The organism is Micromonospora sp. NPDC049004, assembly GCF_040649315.1.
GTDB lineage: Bacteria > Actinomycetota > Actinomycetes > Mycobacteriales > Micromonosporaceae > Micromonospora.
In genome coordinates this window covers 254,367-271,102 of sequence record NZ_JBEZFG010000009.1, presented here as the reverse complement: position 1 = coordinate 271,102, position 16,736 = coordinate 254,367, and the positions used below count along the sequence as shown (strand labels likewise).

Here is a 16,736-nt window from a genome sequence, read left to right as displayed (position 1 = left end):
CCGCCCAACCCGGCCGGCGGCGGTGCGCGCCGCGGGGGGGGCCGGGGGGCCCCCCACCGCCCGCGGCGGTGCCGCTTACCCGTCCCGGACCTTCTCACGCCTGCGTCGGTGCCCACGCGGTGGTGCGACCGGGCCCTGCGGGGTGGTTCTATTGGCGCCATGGCAAACCCGGTGATCCTGACCGTCGACGACGATCCCGCGGTGTCCCGCGCGGTGGCCCGGGACATCCGGCGCCGCTACGGCGACCGATACCGGGTGCTGCGGGCCGCCTCCGGGCCGGAGGCGCTGGACGCGCTGCGGGAGGTCAAGCTGCGCGGCGAGCAGGTGGCGCTGCTGCTGGCCGACCACCGGATGCCGGAGATGACAGGCGTCGAGTTCCTCGAAGCCGCGATGGACATCTTCCCCGCCGCGCGCCGGGTGCTGCTCACCGCGTACGCCGACACCGACGCGGCGATCGAGGCGATCAACGTGGTCGACCTGGACCACTACCTGCTCAAGCCGTGGCACCCGCCGGAGGAGAAGCTGTACCCGGTGGTCGACGGCCTGCTGGAGGCGTGGTCGGTCACCCCGGACGCGACGAGCGTCGAGATCCGGGTCGTCGGGCACCGCTGGTCGGCGCCGTCGTTCAAGGTCCGCGACTTCCTGGCCCGCAACCTCGTGCCGTACCGCTGGTTGTTGTCCGACGACCCGGAGGGCGCCCGCCTGCTCGACGCGGCCGGGGCCACCGAGGCGGACGTACCCCTCGTGGTGACCGCCGAGGGCAAGGCCCTGGTGGCCCCCAACGAGACCGAGCTGGCCGCGCTGGCCGGGTTGACAGTGGTGCCGGCGTCCGACTTCTACGACCTGGTGGTGATCGGCGGCGGTCCGGCGGGCCTGGGCTCGGCCGTGTACGGCGCGTCGGAGGGGCTGCGCACCGTGCTCGTGGAGCGGCGGGCGACCGGCGGGCAGGCCGGGCAGAGCAGCCGGATCGAGAACTACCTGGGTTTCCCGGACGGCGTCTCCGGCGCGCAGTTGACCGACCGGGCCCGACGGCAGGCGGTGAAGTTCGGCGCCGAGCTGCTCAGCGCCCGGGAGGTGGTCGGCCTGAGCGAGGCCGGCGGGGCCCGGCTGCTGCGTTTCGGCGACGGCAGCGAGATCGCCGCGCACACGGTGGTACTGGCCACCGGGGTCTCCTACCGGGTGCTCGACGCGCCCGGCCTGGCCGACTTCACCGGCCGGGGGGTGTTCTACGGCGCCGCCGCCACCGAGGCGCCCAGCTGTGTCGACCAGGACGTCTACATCGTGGGCGGGGCCAACTCGGCCGGCCAGGCCGCCGTGCACTTCTCCCGGTACGCCGCCCGCGTCCACCTGCTGATCCGCGGCGCGGACCTCACGGCGTCGATGTCGCGTTACCTGATCGACCAGCTGGAACGCATCGACCGGATCACCGTGCACCCGCACACGGCGGTCGTCGGCGCAGGCGGGCAGGGCCACCTGCAACAGCTCAACCTCTGCGACACCCGCACCGGGCAGGCCCGCACGGTCGAAACCTCCTGGCTGTTCATCTTCATCGGCGCCGAGCCCCGCACGGACTGGCTCGACGGCGTGCTCGTCCGCGACGGGCGTGGCTTCATCGTCACCGGCCCGGACCTGCTGAGCGGTGGCCGGCGCCCGGCCGGATGGTCGCTGTCGCGCGACCCGTACCACCTGGAGACCAGCGTGCCGGGGGTGTTCGCCGCCGGAGACGTCCGTGCCGAGTCGGTCAAGCGGGTCGCCTCGGCCGTCGGCGAGGGCGCGATGGCCGTCTCGCTCGTGCACCGTTACCTGGAGGCCCAATGACCATCCCGTCGGAGCGGGCGACGCCCGCGCAGCTGCGTGCCCTGTTCCTGTTCGAGGCGCTCGACGACGAGCAGCTCGACTGGCTGGTCGAGCACGGCCGGGTGGAGCAGCGGGCCGGCGGCACCCTCGTGTACGGCGAGGGGGAGGCCGCGACCTGCTTCTTCGTGCTGCTGCGCGGCGCGGTGGCGTTGAGCCGTCAGGTCCGTGGCGACGACGTGGAGGTGAGCCGGACCGACCAGCCCGGGGTGTACGGCGGCGCCACCCAGGCGTACCTGGGCGACCAGGTCGAGCAGACCTACCGCAACAGTCTGCGGGCGGTGGTCGACTCGGACTTCTTCGTGCTGCCGGCGGAGGACTTCGCGTACGCCCTGCGGTCCTGGTTCCCGATGCCGATGCACCTGCTGGAGGGGCTGTTCTTCGGCATGCGGGACAGCCAGACCATCGTCGGCGAGCGGGAGCGGCTGCTGGCGCTCGGCTCGCTCTCGGCGGGGCTGACCCACGAGCTGAACAATCCGGCCGCGGCGGCGGTGCGGGCCACGTCGGTGCTGCGCGACCGGGTCGCGGGGATGCGGCACAAGCTCGCGATGATCGCCGACGGTCGGCTCGACGGCCGGGCGCTGCACGGGCTCGTCGCGTTGCAGGAGGAGGCGGTGGCCCGGGTGGCGACCGCGCCGAAGTTGAGCCCGGTGGCCACCGCCGACGCCGAGGACGTCCTCACCGACTGGCTGGAGGAGCACGGCGTGGGTGGCGCCTGGGACCTGGCGCCCATCCTGGTCGGCGGGGGTCTCGACGCGGCCTGGCTCGCTCAGGTGAAGGCGGCCGTCGGCCCGGCGGATCTGGAGGCCGCAGTGCGGTGGCTGTCCTACACCGTCGACACCGAGCTGCTGATGCGGGAGATCGGCGACGCGGTGACCCGGATCTCGGGTCTGGTGGGCGCCGCCAAGCAGTACTCCCAGTTGGACCGCGCCCCGCACCGGGTGGTGGACGTGCACGACCTGCTCGACGCCACGCTTGTCATGTTCAAGGGCAAGGTCCCCGCCGAGGTCAAGCTCGTCCGGGAGTACGACAGGTCGCTCCCGCCGATCCCGGCGTATGCGGCCGAGCTGAACCAGGTGTGGACGAACCTGATCGACAACGCGTTGGGCGCGATGGGGGAGAAGGGCGTGCTGACCGTCCGCACCGGCCGGGTCGGCGAGCTGCTGGCGGTGGAGATCACGGACACCGGTCCCGGTATCCCGCCCGAGGTGCGTCCGCGCATCTTCGAGCCGTTCTTCACCACCAAGCCGGTCGGTGCCGGCACGGGTCTGGGGCTGGACATCTCGTACCGGATCGTGGTCAAGAAGCACCACGGCGACATCCGCGTGGAGACCGAGCCCGGGAACACCACGTTCCGGGTACTGCTGCCGATCACCGAGGACGTCGAGCCGACTGTGTGAAACACCCGTACGACGCGCCGACTACCTAAAGACATCAGGCGGTCGCTGGCAGTAGTCTCGGGCGGCGTTCGTGCTTCCCGCCCCCCGAGGAGCGTCCGTGGACTCGATGGCCCGCCCGCGCACCGCGCCCCACGACGACGACCAGCCGATCGACCCGCCCACTGACGGCTCCATGCTTCCGGAGCTGGAGGACGCCGCCTGGATGCACCACGCGAACACGTTCGCGCACACCAGTTTCTGGGCGGTGGCCCGCCGCCTGCCGAGGTTGGTGCGGGAGGCGGTGGCGCTGGCCTGGGCTACCAACCGCATGGACGCGGTCGCCTCCATCGGCCTGAACGTCGCCGCCGGCGTGATGACCACCTTCGGCCTGCTCGCCACGACAAGCGTGCTGCGGGAACTCTTCGCCGCCGGTCCCACCCCGGACCGGGTGCGCTCCGCCCTGCCGGCGTTGATCGTGGCCGCGGCGGCGGTCTCGGCGCGCGGCGGCCTGACGATCGCGGCCGGTTGGGCCCAGGCGCGGCTCACCCCGCAGATCAACTACCAGGTGGAGTTGCGGCTGTTCGAGGCCACCACAGCCGTGGATCTGGCCGCGTTCGACGACGCCGGGTTCGCCGAGGAGATGGATCGGGTCCGCGACCGGGGGATGGGCGAGGCGGCGTGGATCGTCGACCACACCGTCAACCTGGTCACCGGCGTCGTCGGGATGCTCGCCACCGCCGTGGCGGTCACCGTCATCCAGCCGCTGCTGCTGCCATGCCTGCTGCTCGCGGCCGTGCCCCAGGCGATCACGGCGGTGCGGATGGCCCGCCGGGAGTACCTGGCGATGCTGGCCCGGATCACCCGCCGCCGGCGGATGTGGATGCTCGCCCACCTGATGGCCAACCGGCACACCGCAGCCGAGGTGCGCGCCTACCAGATGCGCGACTTCCTGCTCGCCGAGTACCGCGCTGTGATGGCTGTCGAGACCCGCGCCCAACTGCGGCTGGTGCGCTCGCAGGCCGGCACACGCGTGGCCGGCGCCAGCGTGGCGGGGCTGGCCACCTTCGGGGTGTACGCCGTGCTCGGCGGCCTGCTGCTGGCCGGCATGGTCGCCCTCGCCGCCGCGGCGACCGCCCTGCTCGCCCTGCAGTCCGCCCGGACCAGCCTGGGGGTCGCGGTCGTCGCCACCAACTCGCTGTACGAGGACGCCCTCTACTACCAGGACTACCGGGATTTCCTGACCCGGGCGCAGGGCCGGGTGCCCGTCGGCGGCGACCAGGTGGTCGACGGCGTCGAGACGATCGCCCTGCACGAGGTGAGCCTGCGCTACCCCGACACCGACACGCCCGCGGTGGACCGGGTCAGCCTGACGATCCGACGCGGTGAGGTGATCGCGCTGGTCGGCGAGAACGGCTCCGGCAAGACCACCCTGGCCAAGTTGATCGCCGGGCTCTACCAGCCGACCGGCGGGACGATCCGCTGGGACGACGTCGACGCCGCCGAACTGGATCCGCGGACGCTCGGCGCGCAGGTGGCCGTGATGACGCAGGAGTACTGGAAGTTCCCATTCACCGCAGGGCAGAACATCCGCGTGGGCCGGCACGACCGTACGCCCGACCAACCCGGCCCCGACGTGCAGGCCGCCGCCGCGGCGGCCGCCGCCCACGACATGATCGTCGGTCTGCCGCACGGCTACGACACCCTGCTGGACCGGGAGTTCAAGAACGGTCACGAGCTGTCCGGCGGGCAGTGGCAGCGGCTCGTCGCCGCCCGTGGGCTCTACCGCGACGCCGCCCTGCTGATCTGCGACGAGCCGTCGGCGGCCCTGGACGCCCGCGCGGAACATGCCCTGTTCCAGCACCTGCGCCGCCGGCCCGACCGGGCGGTCGTCCTGATCACGCATCGGCTGGCCAACGTCCGGCACGCCGACCGGATCTTCGTCATGGACCGGGGTCGCCTCGTCCAGCAGGGCAACCACGACGAGCTGATGACGGCCGGCGGCCTCTACCGCGAGCTGTTCGAGTTGCAGGCCAGCGGCTACCGCGCCGGCGCCGCAAACCACTGACCGCCCGTCCCGCCCGGCACCACTTGCGTCGATCTTGCACTTTCGGTCGCCGAGATGAACCGAGATGCCCCTTGTGTCGCGACAGAAAGTGCAAGATCGCGGGGTCAGGGGGTGAGGAAATCCTTGAGGACCCGCGTGTGGGTGGAGAACGCCAGCTCGACCGGGTCGGTGAGCACCAGCCACTCGGTGGCCTCCTCCGTGGGCGCCGACGGCGGCAGGTCCTCGACGGCCCGCTCGGGCAGCACTCCGAAGACCATCATGGTGCCGCCCGCCGGGGCGCCGTGCACGGCGAAGAGCCGGGCGTCCTCGGCCGCCGCGACCAGACCGGTCTCCTCCCGCAGCTCACGCACGAGCGCGTCGGACCACTCCTCGCCGTACTCGATGAAGCCGCCGGGCAGCGCGAGCAGCCCGCGGGCCGGTTCGATGTCCCGGCGCACGACCACCACGCCGAGGCCGTCGGCGGTGCGGACCGGGAGCACCGCTACCGCGACGGGCAGCGGGTTGCGCCAGACGGTCTCGCCGCAGACCGCGCAGACCCGCGGCCAGCCGGCCGCCGCCGGGTAGGCGGCGCCGCAGTAGGAGCAGTGCGAGTACGGCGGACCGGTCATGTCGCAGCACGTTACCCGCGCCCGATCTGATCGACCCGCCGCCCGAGGTTCAGTCGTCGCAGTCGAGCAACGGGCGCAGTTGGTCGAGCAGCTGCGCCCGGCTCACGTTGCGGGGCAGCTCGATGGTGAGGTCCAGGCCCGGGCCTCGCGCGGTGAGCGTCACCGTCGGGCGGGGATCGCGCAGCCGCCAACCTCGGATGGCGGAGACCAGCGCCTCGGCCTGCGGTTGCAGGGTGGCCAGCGTGGCCAGGTTCGCCAGGACGCTGATTCCCTCGATGGCCAGGGTCAGGGCGCCCGCGTCCCGAACGCCCTCGTGCGGCAGGCGCAGCTCGGCGACAACCTCGGGCGGCAACAACAGTCGAACGCTAGTCATCCTCACCTCTCACCATCGCGGCGATCCGCTCCCGGACGCTCTGCCCGAGCGGACGCAGCGACGTCGACGCGGTCTCCCCGCAGATGAAGCCCTGTACGTGCCGGATCCGCAGGTCGTAGATCTGCTTGAGGGTCACCGGCGCCTGCTCGTCGAACCCCTCCACGATGACGGCGCGGGGGTTCGGCGCGTGGCCGAGGTCGCTGGCGTAGCGGGCGACCCGGGTCACCAGGTCCAGTTCCTCGACGGCCAGCGGGTGGTGCAGGACGGCCCGGTCCACTTTGATCTGGGTCAACGGAAGCTCCGCCATCCGGGCGAGCGAGGAGTAACCGACCCCGAAGTCGTCCACCGCGAAGCTGATCTCCAGGTCACGCGCCAGGCTGGTCAGCCGACGGTGAAAGTACGTCAGCGGCTCCTGCGGCCACACCTCGCCGGGAGCGGGCCGGATCGGGTCCTGCTCGGAGATCTCCAGCGTGACGGTGCGCGGATCGAGGTTGGCCTCCATGATCGCCGTGCGCACCTGGGCGATGTAGGCGTCGCTGAGCAGGGAGCGCACCGCGACGTTGACCGAGATCGGCTTGGTGACGTCGAAGACGGACGCGACGTCGGCCTCGGCGTACGAGTCGATCGCCTTGGCCAGCAGCAGCGCGTCGCGTTCGATGACGAAGCGGTCACCCCAGGCGTACGCCATCTGAAGGGCCGCTACCGGCGCGCGCACGTCGGTCTCCAGCCGCCTCGCCAGTGCCTCGTAGCTGTGGATGCCCACCCCGGCGGGCCGCCGGTCCAACGACATCACTGGCTGGAACACCATGATCAGCGACTCGATCATCTTCTGGTACAGGCTGAAGGCGTGCGAGTACAGATCCACCGGCAGCCGGCCGTAGGCCGAGCGCAGGGCGGTGAGCACCTGCATCTCGGCGTGCACCGGATCGTCGCGGACATCGGAATTCCAGATGGCGCGCAGCATGGTGGCCAACGGCTCGCCCATGTCCAGCGCGGCGAGGGCGGGATCGACCACCGCGAGGGTGAGGTTGCGGCTGTTCTCCTGGGACAGGGGGACGCAGAGGATCCGTCGGCCGGCGTCGTCGGCCACCACGTGCCCGGGGGAGGAGGTGCGGACCAGGGTCGTGTCCGCGGCGCTCAGTTCGAGCAGTGGCCGCAGCTCCTCCTTGTTGAACCGGGCCGTGGAGGTGACCTGGCCGATACCCGTGGGGCCGGATTCCACCACCGCTACCGAATCCGCCTCCAGGGCGTACCGGATCACCTCGACCCGTTCGGCGTGCCCCGCCTGCTGGGCGGAACGCGGTGGACGGGACTGCGAGCGGAACACCCGTCCGAGCAGCTGCGTGATCGAGCTGGACAGGTCGTCGAGCGGGTTCTTGCAGGGCCGGATCGTGCCGGAGTTGACCGGGGCCGTCAATGACTGCCGCTCGTGCCGGGACACCGGCGGCTGGGTGAGCACAGTGGTCGGACCCCACATGTGGACGAGCTGCCCGGGCGCGGGGTGGATGCCCTGCTCGGCGACGAAGGTGGCCATCTGGGCGAAGGAGACCCGGCCGCCGGGGTCGGCGGCCTCGCCGCGCAACGCCCGCAGCAGCTGGTGGGTGAGCACGCCCTGCCGGTGTTCCTCGCTCTCCCGGGCAGCGGCGCCACTCGGGCACGCCAGCAGGGCGCTGTGCCTGTCGACCTGGGTGCGGTACGTCTGCATCGCCTCGGTGTGCCGCAGCTCCGAGTCCAGGTAGACGCCCGCGTGGCAGCAGTCGAGGATCAGGAACGAGGTGCCGGCGAACGCCTCGAAGACGTCCCGCTTGAGGAACGCCATCCGCAGTCCGTTGTCCGGCTCGCGGCGCAGCCCGTCGGCCTCCAGGTCGGCAGTCACCAGATACGCGTCGGACTGCGTGCCCCATTCCGGCACGAGGGCGTGGCCGGCGAAGTAGACCAGCAGCACGTCGGAGGGGCGCGACTCCAGCACCCGCTCGCGCAGCCGGGCCTTGATCTCGCGCCAGCTGGCGCCGTCGCCGATGAACAGGTCGACGTCGCCGTCGTCGAACGTGCCGATCCGCTCGTCCAGCAGCACCGCCCGCACCGCCCGCGCATCGTCCTCGGCGTAGCGCAGGCTGGGCAGGTTGACGTCATACCCGCAAGCGTTGGCTCCGATCAGGATCGCCCACCGTCGGCTCATCGCGGCACCCCCAGGTGATCCAGTGGGCAATCACGTTGCGACAGCACGGCAACGCTTTGCGTGACCCTACCGGATCTAGGACAGGGCACTGATCCAACCGATGAGTCGGATTCACGTCAGGCTCGAATCCGAGCCGGGTGCGCCGGACGACGGCGGCGGCAGGTCGGCCACCGCCGTCGTCGGCGCCGCTCAGGCTTGGGGGGCGCCCGTGTAGAAGGCGGTGGTGCGCTCGGCGGCGGCCTTGGCCTCGTCGGCGTCGGTGCCGGCGGCGATGCTCGCCTCGCACCACAGCTGGCTGCTCAGCTCCATGGCGCGTCGTCCCTCGGCGGAGGCGACCCACTCGGCGCTGTCCTCCGGCCGGACGCCGCTGCCGTCGCCGGAGAGGTAGGTGGCGAGACCGAGCAGGCCCAGGTCCCAGCCGACGCCGACGGCGCCCGGCCCGAACTGTGCCCACCGGTCCTGGTCGACGTGCGCGATGTGGTCCAGGTCGAGGCGGGCCTGTTCGTCGCCGACCGGCGTGACCCGCACCTCGATCCAGCTCACCTCGCCGCCCATCTCCCAGGTGGCGGTGAAGCGGTGCGGAGGCTCGCAGCTCTCGACGGTGCCGTGGGCGTTGCCCTCGAGCTGGTACGTGCCGTGCAGCCGCAGGTCGCCGCTGATCGGCAGGAACCAGCGGGGGATGCGCTCGGCGTTGGTGCAGGCGTCCCACAGGTCCTCGGCCGTCGCCTGGTAGGTCTGGCTGATCGTGGTCACCCGGGCCTCGCCCGCGGCCAGGGTGCGGCTGCCGACCTGCCGCTGGACGGCGTTGATCTGCTCGGTCGCGTCGAACATCAGGTGTTCCTCTCCTCGGGTGGGTCGGCGGGCCCGCGCAGGCGACGGTCGCGTCGGCCCCGGGCCAGCTCGGTGGCGAGTGCCGCCAGGGGTGGCGTCCAGAACCGGCGGAAGTGCTCCAACCAGCCGTCGACCTCGCGCAACGGGCGTGGGTCGACCGCGTACAGCCGCCGGGCGCCCTCCGGCCGCACGGTGGCGAAGCCGTTGTCCCGCAACACCTTGAGGTGCTGTGACACGGCGGGCTGGGAGATGCCGAACTCGTCGCGGATGAGCGCGCTGACCGCGCCCGCGGTCTGCTCGCCGTCGGCGAGCAGTTCCAGGATGCGGCGCCGGACCGGGTCGCCCAGCACGTCGAAGGCGTGCACGGCGACAGTTATATCACCGTCGGCTTATTTAAGCCAAGCCTGAAACCCCGATGAGCTTGTCCAACCGGATCGGCAGGTCCCGGATGCGGACGCCGGTGGCGTGGTGGACGGCGTTGGCGACCGCCGCCGCGGTGCCGACGATGCCGATCTCGCCGATGCCCTTCACCCCGGCCGGGTTCAGCTCGTCGTCCCGCTCATCCAGCCAGTACGCCTCGACGGCCTCGACGTCCGCGCAGCCGGTGATGTGGTATGTGGCCAGGTCGTGGTTGACCCAGTCGCCGTAACGCTCGTCGAGCAGGCCCTCCTCGTGCAGCGCCATCGACAGCCCCATCGTCATGCCGCCGATCAGCTGACTGCGCGCCGTCGTCGGGTTCACCACCCGACCGGCGGCGAACACACCGAGCGACCGGTTCACCCGCACCTCGCCGGTGTCCGCGTCCACCCGTACCTCGACGAACTGCGCCCCGTACGCGTACCTGGGTCGGGTGGGCTGCCCGCCCACCTCGTCGGTGGTGTCCGCCTCGGCGCTGACCTCGGTGCCCGGCGACGCGCCCTCGCGCAGCTTCGTCCGCAACGCCTCGCAGGCCCGGATCACGGCCCAGCTCCACGAAGCCGTGCCCATCGAGCCCCCGGCCAGCGGGGCCACCGGCAGGTCGCTGTCGCCGATGCGGATCTCGACCCGCTCGGGCGGCACCCCCAGCGCGTCGGCGGCCACCTGCCAGAGCGCCGTCCGGGCGCCCGTGCCGATGTCGGTGGCGTCGATCCGTACCAGAAAGGTGCCGTCGGGCCGGGCGGTGGCCGCCGCCGACGACGGTCTCGCCCGGGCCGGGTAGCTCGATCCGGCCACGCCGGTACCGATCAGCCACCGCCCGTCGCGCCGGGCCCGGGGCGTGGGATCCCGGCCCGTCCAGCCGAACCGCTGCGCCCCCTCGCGCAGGCAGGCCACCAGGTTGCGGCTGGTGAACGGCTCGCCCTGGTCGGGGTCGACCTGGGCGTCGTTGCGGATCCGCAGCTCCACCGGGTCGACCCCCACGGCGATGGCCAGCTCGTCCATCGCCGACTCCAGGGCGTACGCGCCGGGGCACTCGCCGGGGGCGCGCATCCAGAACGGCGTGGGCACGTCGAGGCGGACCAGCCGGTGGGTGGTGCGTCGGTGCGGGGCCGCGTACATGCTGCGGGTGTAGACGGCGATCTGTTCGGCGAACTCCCGGACCGTCGAGGTCTGGCTGATCGCGTCGTGACAGACAGCGGTGAGCCGACCGTCGGTGTCGGCGGCGAGGCGGACCCGTTGGATGCTGGGCGTGCGGTAGCCGATCGGCCCGAACAGCTGCTGGCGGGTCAGCGCGAGCTTGACCGGGCGGTCCACGTGCCGGGCGGCGAGCGCGGCGAGCACCACCGCCGCCTTGGCGTAGCCCTTGCTGCCGAAGCCGCCGCCGACATGCTCGGCGATGACCCGGACGGACTCCTGGGGCAGTTCGAACAGCTCGGCCAGCGCGCTCTGCACCGGCACCGCGCCCTGGGTCGAGTCGTGCACCAGCAACCGCCCGTCGTGCCACAGCGCCGTCGTGGCGTGCGGCTCCATCGGATTGTTGTGGTACGCCGGTGTCCGGTAGGTGGCGTCCACCCGCACCGGCGCGGCGGCGTACCCGGCGTCGAAGTCCCCCTCGGCGGTGTCCGTCGGATAGCTGGGGTTGACGTGCTCCGGCTTGTACAGGCCCGGGTGGTCGGCGGCGAGCACAGTGCTGTGCGGGCCGGCGTCGTAGTCGATCCGGACCAGCCGGGCGCCCTCGCGGGCGGCCTCCAGGCTGGTGGCGACCACCACCGCGACGAACTGCCCCCGGTAGTGCACCGCCGGCTCCTGCAACAACCAGAGCTCCGGCTGCGGCCCGGGTGCGAGCCGGGGCGCGTTGCCGTGGTGCACCACGGCCAGCACGCTCGGGGACGCGAGCGCGTCCGTCGTGTCGATCCGGGTGATCCGGCCCCGGACCACCGTCGCCGGCACCGCCCAGCCGTACGTGACACCGTCCACCGGGTACTCGACCGCGTACCGGGCCGTGCCGGTGACCTTCTCCCGGCCCTCCAGCCGGGGATGCGCCCGACCGACCGCGCCGGTGCTCACGAGGCCGCCAGCTCGCTGAGCACCCGCACCGTGATGGCCCGGGTCAGTGGCAGCTTGAAGCCGTTGTGCCGCAGCGGCCGGGCCTCGGTCAACTCGGCGTCGGCGGCCCGCGCGGCCAGCTCGGGGCTGAACAGCCGACCGCGCAGCTCCTCCTCGGCCCGGTACGCCCGCCACGGCCGGTGCGCCACCGCGCCGTACGCCAGGCGGACGTCGCGGACCACGTCGCCGTCGAGGTCGAGCACCGCGGCCACCGAGCCGGCGGCGAAGGCGAACGACGCCCGGTCGCGCACCTTGAGGTACGCCGAGCGGCGCGCGGCCGGCAGCGGCGGTAGCCGGACGGCGGTGATCAGCGCACCCCGGGCCAGGGTGGTCTCCCGTTCCGGGTGCGCGCCGGGGGAGCGGTACAGCGCGGCGAGCGGGACGTCCCGGGGGCCGTCGGACTCGTGCACCTGCACCACGGCGTCCAGCGCGGCGAGGGCGACCGCCAGGTCCGACGGGTGGGTGGCCACGCACTGTTCGGACCAGTCCAGCACGGCCAGGTCGCGGTTCTGCCCGTGCAGGGCGGCGCAGCCGCTGCCCGGGTCGCGCTTGTTGCACGCCTTGCCGGTGTCCTGGAAGTAGACGCAGCGGGTGCGCTGCAACAGGTTGCCGCCGGTCGTGGCCAGGTTGCGCAGTTGACCGGACGCCGCGGCGAGCAGGGCGCGGGCCAGCACCGGGTAGTCGCGGCGAACCGCGGGGTGGGCGGCGAGGTCGCTGTTGCGCACTGTCGCGCCGATCCGCAGCCCGCCGTCGGGCAGCTCCTCGACCGTGTCCAGCGGCAGTCGGGTCACGTCCACCAGCAGCTCGGGCCGCTGCACCCCGAGCTTCATGAGGTCCACCAGGTTGGTCCCGCCGCCCAGGTACGCCGCGTGCGGCTCGCCGGCCAGCACGGCGACGGCGTCGGCCACGTCGGCCGGCCGGTGGTAGCGGAACGGCCTCACGGCGCGGTCGCCGTCTCGCGGATGGCCGCGACGATGTGCGGGTACGCGGCGCAGCGGCAGAGGTTGCCCGCCATCCGCTCGCGGATCTCGGCGTCGGTCAGCTCGGGCGGCGAGTCGAGGTCGTCCGTGACCGCGCTGGGCCAGCCCCGGGCGACCTCGTCGAGCATGCCCCGGGCCGAGCAGAGCTGCCCGGGGGTGCAGTAGCCGCACTGGAACGCGTCGTGCGCGACGAATGCGGCCTGCAACGGGGACAGGTCGTCCGGACCGGCGAGCCCCTCGACTGTCACCACCGACCGGCCGTCCACCGTGACCGTGAAGACGAGGCAGCTCTTGGCCCGGCGGCCGTCCAGCAGCACGGTGCAGGAGCCGCACTGGCCGTGGTCGCAGCCCTTCTTCGCCCCGGTCAGGCCCAGGTGTTCGCGCAGCGCGTCGAGCAGTGTGGTGCGGTTGTCCAGCGTCAGCTCACGGCGGTCGCCGTTGACCTCGAACGCCACCCGGGACGAGTGACGCTCGTCCGTCGTCGTCTCGTTCTCCGGTCCGTCCCGCACCGGCCCAGACTAGCGGCAGTGGCACATAAGCGGGCGAATTACGCACAGAGCCCACCGTGGTGCGGCCCGGGCGCCGCCGGCCGCGGCGCCCGGGACCGGCGGCCTCAGGCCACCGGCGCGGCGGCGTCGGTGGCGCGGGCGAGGTGGCGGTGGGCGCGGATCAGCTCGGCGTAGCGCAGGCCGCTCGCCTTCACCGTCCGCCGCTGCGTGGCGTAGTCGACGTGCACCAGCCCGAAGCGCTTGTCGTAGCCGTACGCCCACTCGAAGTTGTCCAGCAGCGACCACACGAAGTAGCCGTCCAGCGGCACCCCCCGGTCCACCGCCGACGCGCACGCCGCCAGGTGCTGCTCCAGGTGGTCGGTGCGCTCCTTGTCCTCGACGGTGCCGTCGGCGGTGACCTCGTCCGGCCACGCCGAGCCGCTCTCGGTGACGATGATCCGGCCCGGCCGGTACTCCTCGTGCACGTCGACGAGCAGCCGCTCCAGGCCCGCCGGGTACATCTCCCAGCCCATGGCCGTCTCCACCGACCCGGGCACCGGCACCTGCTTCGCGTACGGCGCCGGGCCGGTCGGATCGTCGACCACCAGCTGGCGGAAGTAGTAGTTCACACCCAGGAAGTCGGTGGGCGTGGCGATCACCGCCAGGTCGTCACCGCGTACCGGCGGCTCGACCCCGTACGTGGCGATCATGTCGGCGGGGTAGCCCCGGCCGTGGATCGGGTCGAGCCACCAGCGGTTGACGTGCCCGTCGGCCCGCCGGGCCGCCGCGACGTCCTCGGGTCGGTCGGTCGCCGGCTCGATCGGACTGAGGTTGAGCACCAGACCGACCGACGCCGCGCGGGCAGCGTTGGCCCGGATCGCCTGGGTGGCCAGGCCGTGCCCGAGCAGCGCGTGGTGCGAGGCGTGCACGGCGCGGGTCAGGTCCCGCTCGCCGGGAGCCATCGTCCCGTCCAGGTGCCCGATCCAGCACACGCAGAGCGGCTCGTTGACCGTGTTCCAGTCGGCCACCCGGTCACCGAGGCGGGCGGCGACAACCGCCGCGTAGTCGGCGAACGCCTCGGCCGTGGCGCGCTCCGGCCAACCGCCGCGGTCCTGCAGAACCTGCGGCAGGTCCCAGTGGTAGAGCGTGACGAACGGCCGGATCCCGTCGGCGAGCAGCGTGTCCACCAGCCGGTCGTAGAAGTCCAGCCCGGCGGGGTTGACCCGCCCGACACCGTCGGGCATCACCCGGGGCCAGGCCACCGAGAACCGGTACGCGTCCACGCCGAGCCGGCGCAGCAACGCGAGATCCTCCGGCCACCGGTGATAGTGGTCGCAGGCCACCGCTCCGGTGTCGCCGTTGTCGACGTTGCCGGGGACGGCCGAGAAGGTGTCCCAGATGGACGGCGCCCGGCCGTCGACGTCGACGGCCCCCTCGATCTGGTACGCCGCCGTGGCGACGCCCCAGAGGAAGTCGGGTGGCAGCTTGGACAGGTCGGGCACGGGAAGGCTCTCCTCTGGGATGGGGTGACTCACTTGACGGCGCCGGCGGTGAGGCCGGCGACGAAATACCGCTGCAGGGCCAGGAACCCGGCCACGACCGGGATGCTGACCACCAGCGAGGCGGCCATGATCTGGTTCCAGTAGACGTTGAACTGGGTGGAGTAGCCCTGCAGGCCCACGGCCAGGGTGCGGCTGCCCTCGTCGGTCATCACCGAGGCGAACAGCACCTCACCCCAGGCGGTCATGAACGCGTACACGGTCACCGCGACCACGCCGGGCACGGCGGCCGGCAGGATGACCCGGAACAGGATGCGCAGCGGCCCGGCCCCGTCGACCTGCGCCGCCTCGTCCAGCCCGCGCGGGATCGAGTCGAAGTAGCCGACCAGCATCCAGATCGAGAACGGCAGCGAGAAGGTCAGGTACGTGATGATCAGGCCGGTGCGGCTGGCGTACAGCTCGATGCCCGTGGCGTTGCCCAGGTTGACGTAGATGAGGAACAGCGGCAGCAGGAACAGGATGCCGGGGAACATCTGCGTGGACAGCACAGTCACCGAGAAGACCCCCCGGCCGCGGAAGCGGTACCGGCTGACGGCGAACGCCGCGAAGATCGCCACGGCCACCGAGCAGACCGCCGCGACGCTCGACACCACCAGGCTGTTGACCAGGTAGCGGGCCAGCGGCACGGTGCTCCACATGTCGACGAACGGTTGCAGGGTGGGCCGGCTGGGCAACCAGGTGAACCCGTTCTGCACGTCCCGCAGCGGCTTGGCCGCCGAGGTGACCATCACGTAGAGCGGAATGACGACGAAGAGAGTGAGCAGGGTCAGCACGATGCGCCGGCCCCAGCGCTCACCTGCGGTCTCACGCATGGTCGTCCCTCCGGCGGTTGGTGATCAGCAGGTACGCGGCCGAGACGACCAGCAGGAACAGCAGCAGCGCCACCGACATCGCCGAGCCCGACCCGAAGTCCCAGGTCTTGAAGGAGCTGCGGTAGATGTGGATGGAGATCAGGTCGGCCTGTTCGGGCGCGGACCCGCCGAACAGGACGTACGGGGTGTTGAAGTCGTTGAACGTCCACAGGAACAGCACCAGCAGCAGCACCAGGTTCACCGGCCGCAGCATGGGCAGGGTGACCGAGCGTAGCCGGCGCCAGAACCCCGCGCCGTCGATCGCGGCGGCCTCGTACAGCTCGCCCGGCACGTTCTGCAGGCCGGCCATCAGGCACAGGAACGCGAACGGCCAGTTGCGCCAGACCGACACCACCAGCAGCGACCAGAAGCTGTTGTCGCCGATCAGCCAGAACGGGCGCTCGTTGAGCAGCCCGAGCTGGTCGACGAGCACGTGGTTGACCAGGCCGGTGTCGCGCTGCAGCAGGAAGCTCCAGGTGATCACGGCGGTGTAGACCGGCAGGGCGTACGGGGTGAGGAACAGCGCCCGCAGGATGGCCCGCCCGCGAAACGGCTTCTGGAGCACGACGGCCGCCGCGATGCCGAGCAGCCAGGCGAACCCGACCGAGAGCACGCTGTAGATCAGGGTCACCCAGAACGAGTGCAGCAGCTCCTTGCCGGCGGCGGAGTTCAGATCGAGCGTGGCCCGGTAGTTCTCCAGGCCGACGAAGGGCGCGGTGGACCAGTCCCGGATGTGGAACTGGGTCAGCTCCAGCAGACTCATCCAGACCCCGACCACCATCGGGATCACGTGGACGGCGAGTTCCAGCACGATGGCCGGGGCGAGCAGCAGGTACGGCAGGAGGGAACGGCGCGGGCCGCGCGGCCGGCGGGCGGCCCCCCGGGCGGGTGACCCGGCCCGGGGTACGCGCCGGTCGGCGTCCGGCGCGGTGGTGCTGGTTGCCATCGGGGTCCTCTCGGAGGCGGTGGCCCGGGGGGGGGGGGGGGGCCCCCCCCCCCCCCCCGCCCCCGCGCGGGGCGGGCCAGCAGAGCAGGGGGGGGGGGAC

At 72.3% G+C, this 16,736-nt stretch carries 14 protein-coding genes; 3 read left to right on the top strand and 11 right to left on the bottom strand.

Annotated features, from left to right (window positions below; translation table 11 throughout):
* The first annotated feature begins 159 nt into the window (after positions 1–159).
* The 3 genes from AB0B97_RS26030 to AB0B97_RS26020 all read left to right on the top strand — a co-directional run bounded on the left by AB0B97_RS26030 (position 160) and on the right by AB0B97_RS26020 (position 5,298).
* Positions 160–1,818 (top strand): FAD-dependent oxidoreductase, encoded by a 1,659-nt coding sequence (locus AB0B97_RS26030; RefSeq protein WP_357497200.1) that lies wholly within the window; start codon positions 160–162, stop codon positions 1,816–1,818.
* Positions 1,815–3,254: an ATP-binding protein gene (locus AB0B97_RS26025; protein WP_357497198.1), complete on the top strand. Its 1,440-nt coding sequence runs from the start codon at positions 1,815–1,817 to the stop codon at positions 3,252–3,254. The genes AB0B97_RS26030 and AB0B97_RS26025 overlap by 4 nt, the downstream gene beginning before the upstream one ends.
* 106 nt (positions 3,255–3,360) lie before the next feature.
* On the top strand, positions 3,361–5,298 hold the full coding sequence (locus tag AB0B97_RS26020; protein WP_357497354.1) for an ABC transporter ATP-binding protein: 1,938 nt from the start codon (positions 3,361–3,363) through the stop codon (positions 5,296–5,298).
* Positions 5,299–5,402: 104 nt separating this feature from the next.
* Here AB0B97_RS26020 and AB0B97_RS26015 read toward each other — a convergent pair whose 3' ends face one another.
* The 11 genes from AB0B97_RS26015 to AB0B97_RS25965 form a co-directional block, all read right to left on the bottom strand.
* Positions 5,403–5,906, bottom strand: a complete 504-nt coding sequence (locus AB0B97_RS26015; RefSeq protein WP_234582483.1) for an NUDIX domain-containing protein — start codon at positions 5,904–5,906, stop codon at positions 5,403–5,405.
* A gap of 49 nt (positions 5,907–5,955) precedes the next feature.
* Positions 5,956–6,279, bottom strand: a complete 324-nt coding sequence (locus AB0B97_RS26010) for a hypothetical protein (RefSeq protein WP_357497196.1) — start codon at positions 6,277–6,279, stop codon at positions 5,956–5,958.
* Positions 6,272–8,458 (bottom strand): EAL domain-containing protein, encoded by a 2,187-nt coding sequence (locus tag AB0B97_RS26005; protein ID WP_357497194.1) that lies wholly within the window; start codon positions 8,456–8,458, stop codon positions 6,272–6,274. The genes AB0B97_RS26010 and AB0B97_RS26005 overlap by 8 nt, the downstream gene beginning before the upstream one ends.
* A gap of 189 nt (positions 8,459–8,647) precedes the next feature.
* Positions 8,648–9,289, bottom strand: a complete 642-nt coding sequence (locus AB0B97_RS26000) for an SRPBCC family protein (protein ID WP_234582480.1) — start codon at positions 9,287–9,289, stop codon at positions 8,648–8,650.
* Entirely contained in the window at positions 9,289–9,654 is a 366-nt protein-coding gene (locus AB0B97_RS25995) for a metalloregulator ArsR/SmtB family transcription factor (protein ID WP_357497192.1), read from the bottom strand. The genes AB0B97_RS26000 and AB0B97_RS25995 overlap by 1 nt, the downstream gene beginning before the upstream one ends.
* Before the next feature lie 28 nt (positions 9,655–9,682).
* A complete protein-coding gene (locus AB0B97_RS25990) occupies positions 9,683–11,773 on the bottom strand; it encodes a xanthine dehydrogenase family protein molybdopterin-binding subunit (protein WP_357497190.1) in 2,091 nt (696 codons plus the stop codon).
* Entirely contained in the window at positions 11,770–12,753 is a 984-nt protein-coding gene (locus tag AB0B97_RS25985; protein WP_357497188.1) for a xanthine dehydrogenase family protein subunit M, read from the bottom strand. The genes AB0B97_RS25990 and AB0B97_RS25985 overlap by 4 nt, the downstream gene beginning before the upstream one ends.
* Positions 12,750–13,247, bottom strand: coding sequence for a 2Fe-2S iron-sulfur cluster-binding protein (locus AB0B97_RS25980; protein ID WP_234582564.1), 498 nt, complete (start codon positions 13,245–13,247; stop codon positions 12,750–12,752). Before AB0B97_RS25980 ends, AB0B97_RS25985 begins: the two co-directional genes overlap by 4 nt.
* A 158-nt stretch (positions 13,248–13,405) precedes the next feature.
* Positions 13,406–14,782 (bottom strand): GH1 family beta-glucosidase, encoded by a 1,377-nt coding sequence (locus tag AB0B97_RS25975; protein ID WP_357497186.1) that lies wholly within the window; start codon positions 14,780–14,782, stop codon positions 13,406–13,408.
* A gap of 29 nt (positions 14,783–14,811) precedes the next feature.
* Positions 14,812–15,651 carry a carbohydrate ABC transporter permease gene (locus AB0B97_RS25970; protein WP_234582475.1) on the bottom strand — a complete coding sequence of 280 codons (840 nt, stop codon included), beginning with the start codon at positions 15,649–15,651 and terminating at the stop codon, positions 14,812–14,814.
* The gene (locus AB0B97_RS25965; RefSeq protein ID WP_234582474.1) at positions 15,644–16,636 is read right to left on the bottom strand and encodes a sugar ABC transporter permease; all 993 of its coding nucleotides are present in this window, start codon (positions 16,634–16,636) and stop codon (positions 15,644–15,646) included. Before AB0B97_RS25965 ends, AB0B97_RS25970 begins: the two co-directional genes overlap by 8 nt.
* Between the last annotated feature and the right edge of the window lie 100 nt (positions 16,637–16,736).

What these genes read in the sequence shown, in the direction of transcription:
- AB0B97_RS26030 (WP_357497200.1), top strand. Translation starts at nt 160, where the DNA reads ATGGCAAACCCGGTGATCCTGACCGTCGACGACGATCCCGCGGTGTCC.
- AB0B97_RS26025 (WP_357497198.1), top strand. Translation starts at nt 1,815, where the DNA reads ATGACCATCCCGTCGGAGCGGGCGACGCCCGCGCAGCTGCGTGCCCTG.
- AB0B97_RS26020 (WP_357497354.1), top strand. Translation starts at nt 3,361, where the DNA reads ATGGCCCGCCCGCGCACCGCGCCCCACGACGACGACCAGCCGATCGAC.
- AB0B97_RS26015 (WP_234582483.1), bottom strand. Translation starts at nt 5,906, where the DNA reads ATGACCGGTCCGCCGTACTCGCACTGCTCCTACTGCGGCGCCGCCTAC.
- AB0B97_RS26010 (WP_357497196.1), bottom strand. Translation starts at nt 6,279, where the DNA reads ATGACTAGCGTTCGACTGTTGTTGCCGCCCGAGGTTGTCGCCGAGCTG.
- AB0B97_RS26005 (WP_357497194.1), bottom strand. Translation starts at nt 8,458, where the DNA reads ATGAGCCGACGGTGGGCGATCCTGATCGGAGCCAACGCTTGCGGGTAT.
- AB0B97_RS26000 (WP_234582480.1), bottom strand. Translation starts at nt 9,289, where the DNA reads ATGTTCGACGCGACCGAGCAGATCAACGCCGTCCAGCGGCAGGTCGGC.
- AB0B97_RS25970 (WP_234582475.1), bottom strand. Translation starts at nt 15,651, where the DNA reads ATGCGTGAGACCGCAGGTGAGCGCTGGGGCCGGCGCATCGTGCTGACC.
- AB0B97_RS25965 (WP_234582474.1), bottom strand. Translation starts at nt 16,636, where the DNA reads ATGGCAACCAGCACCACCGCGCCGGACGCCGACCGGCGCGTACCCCGG.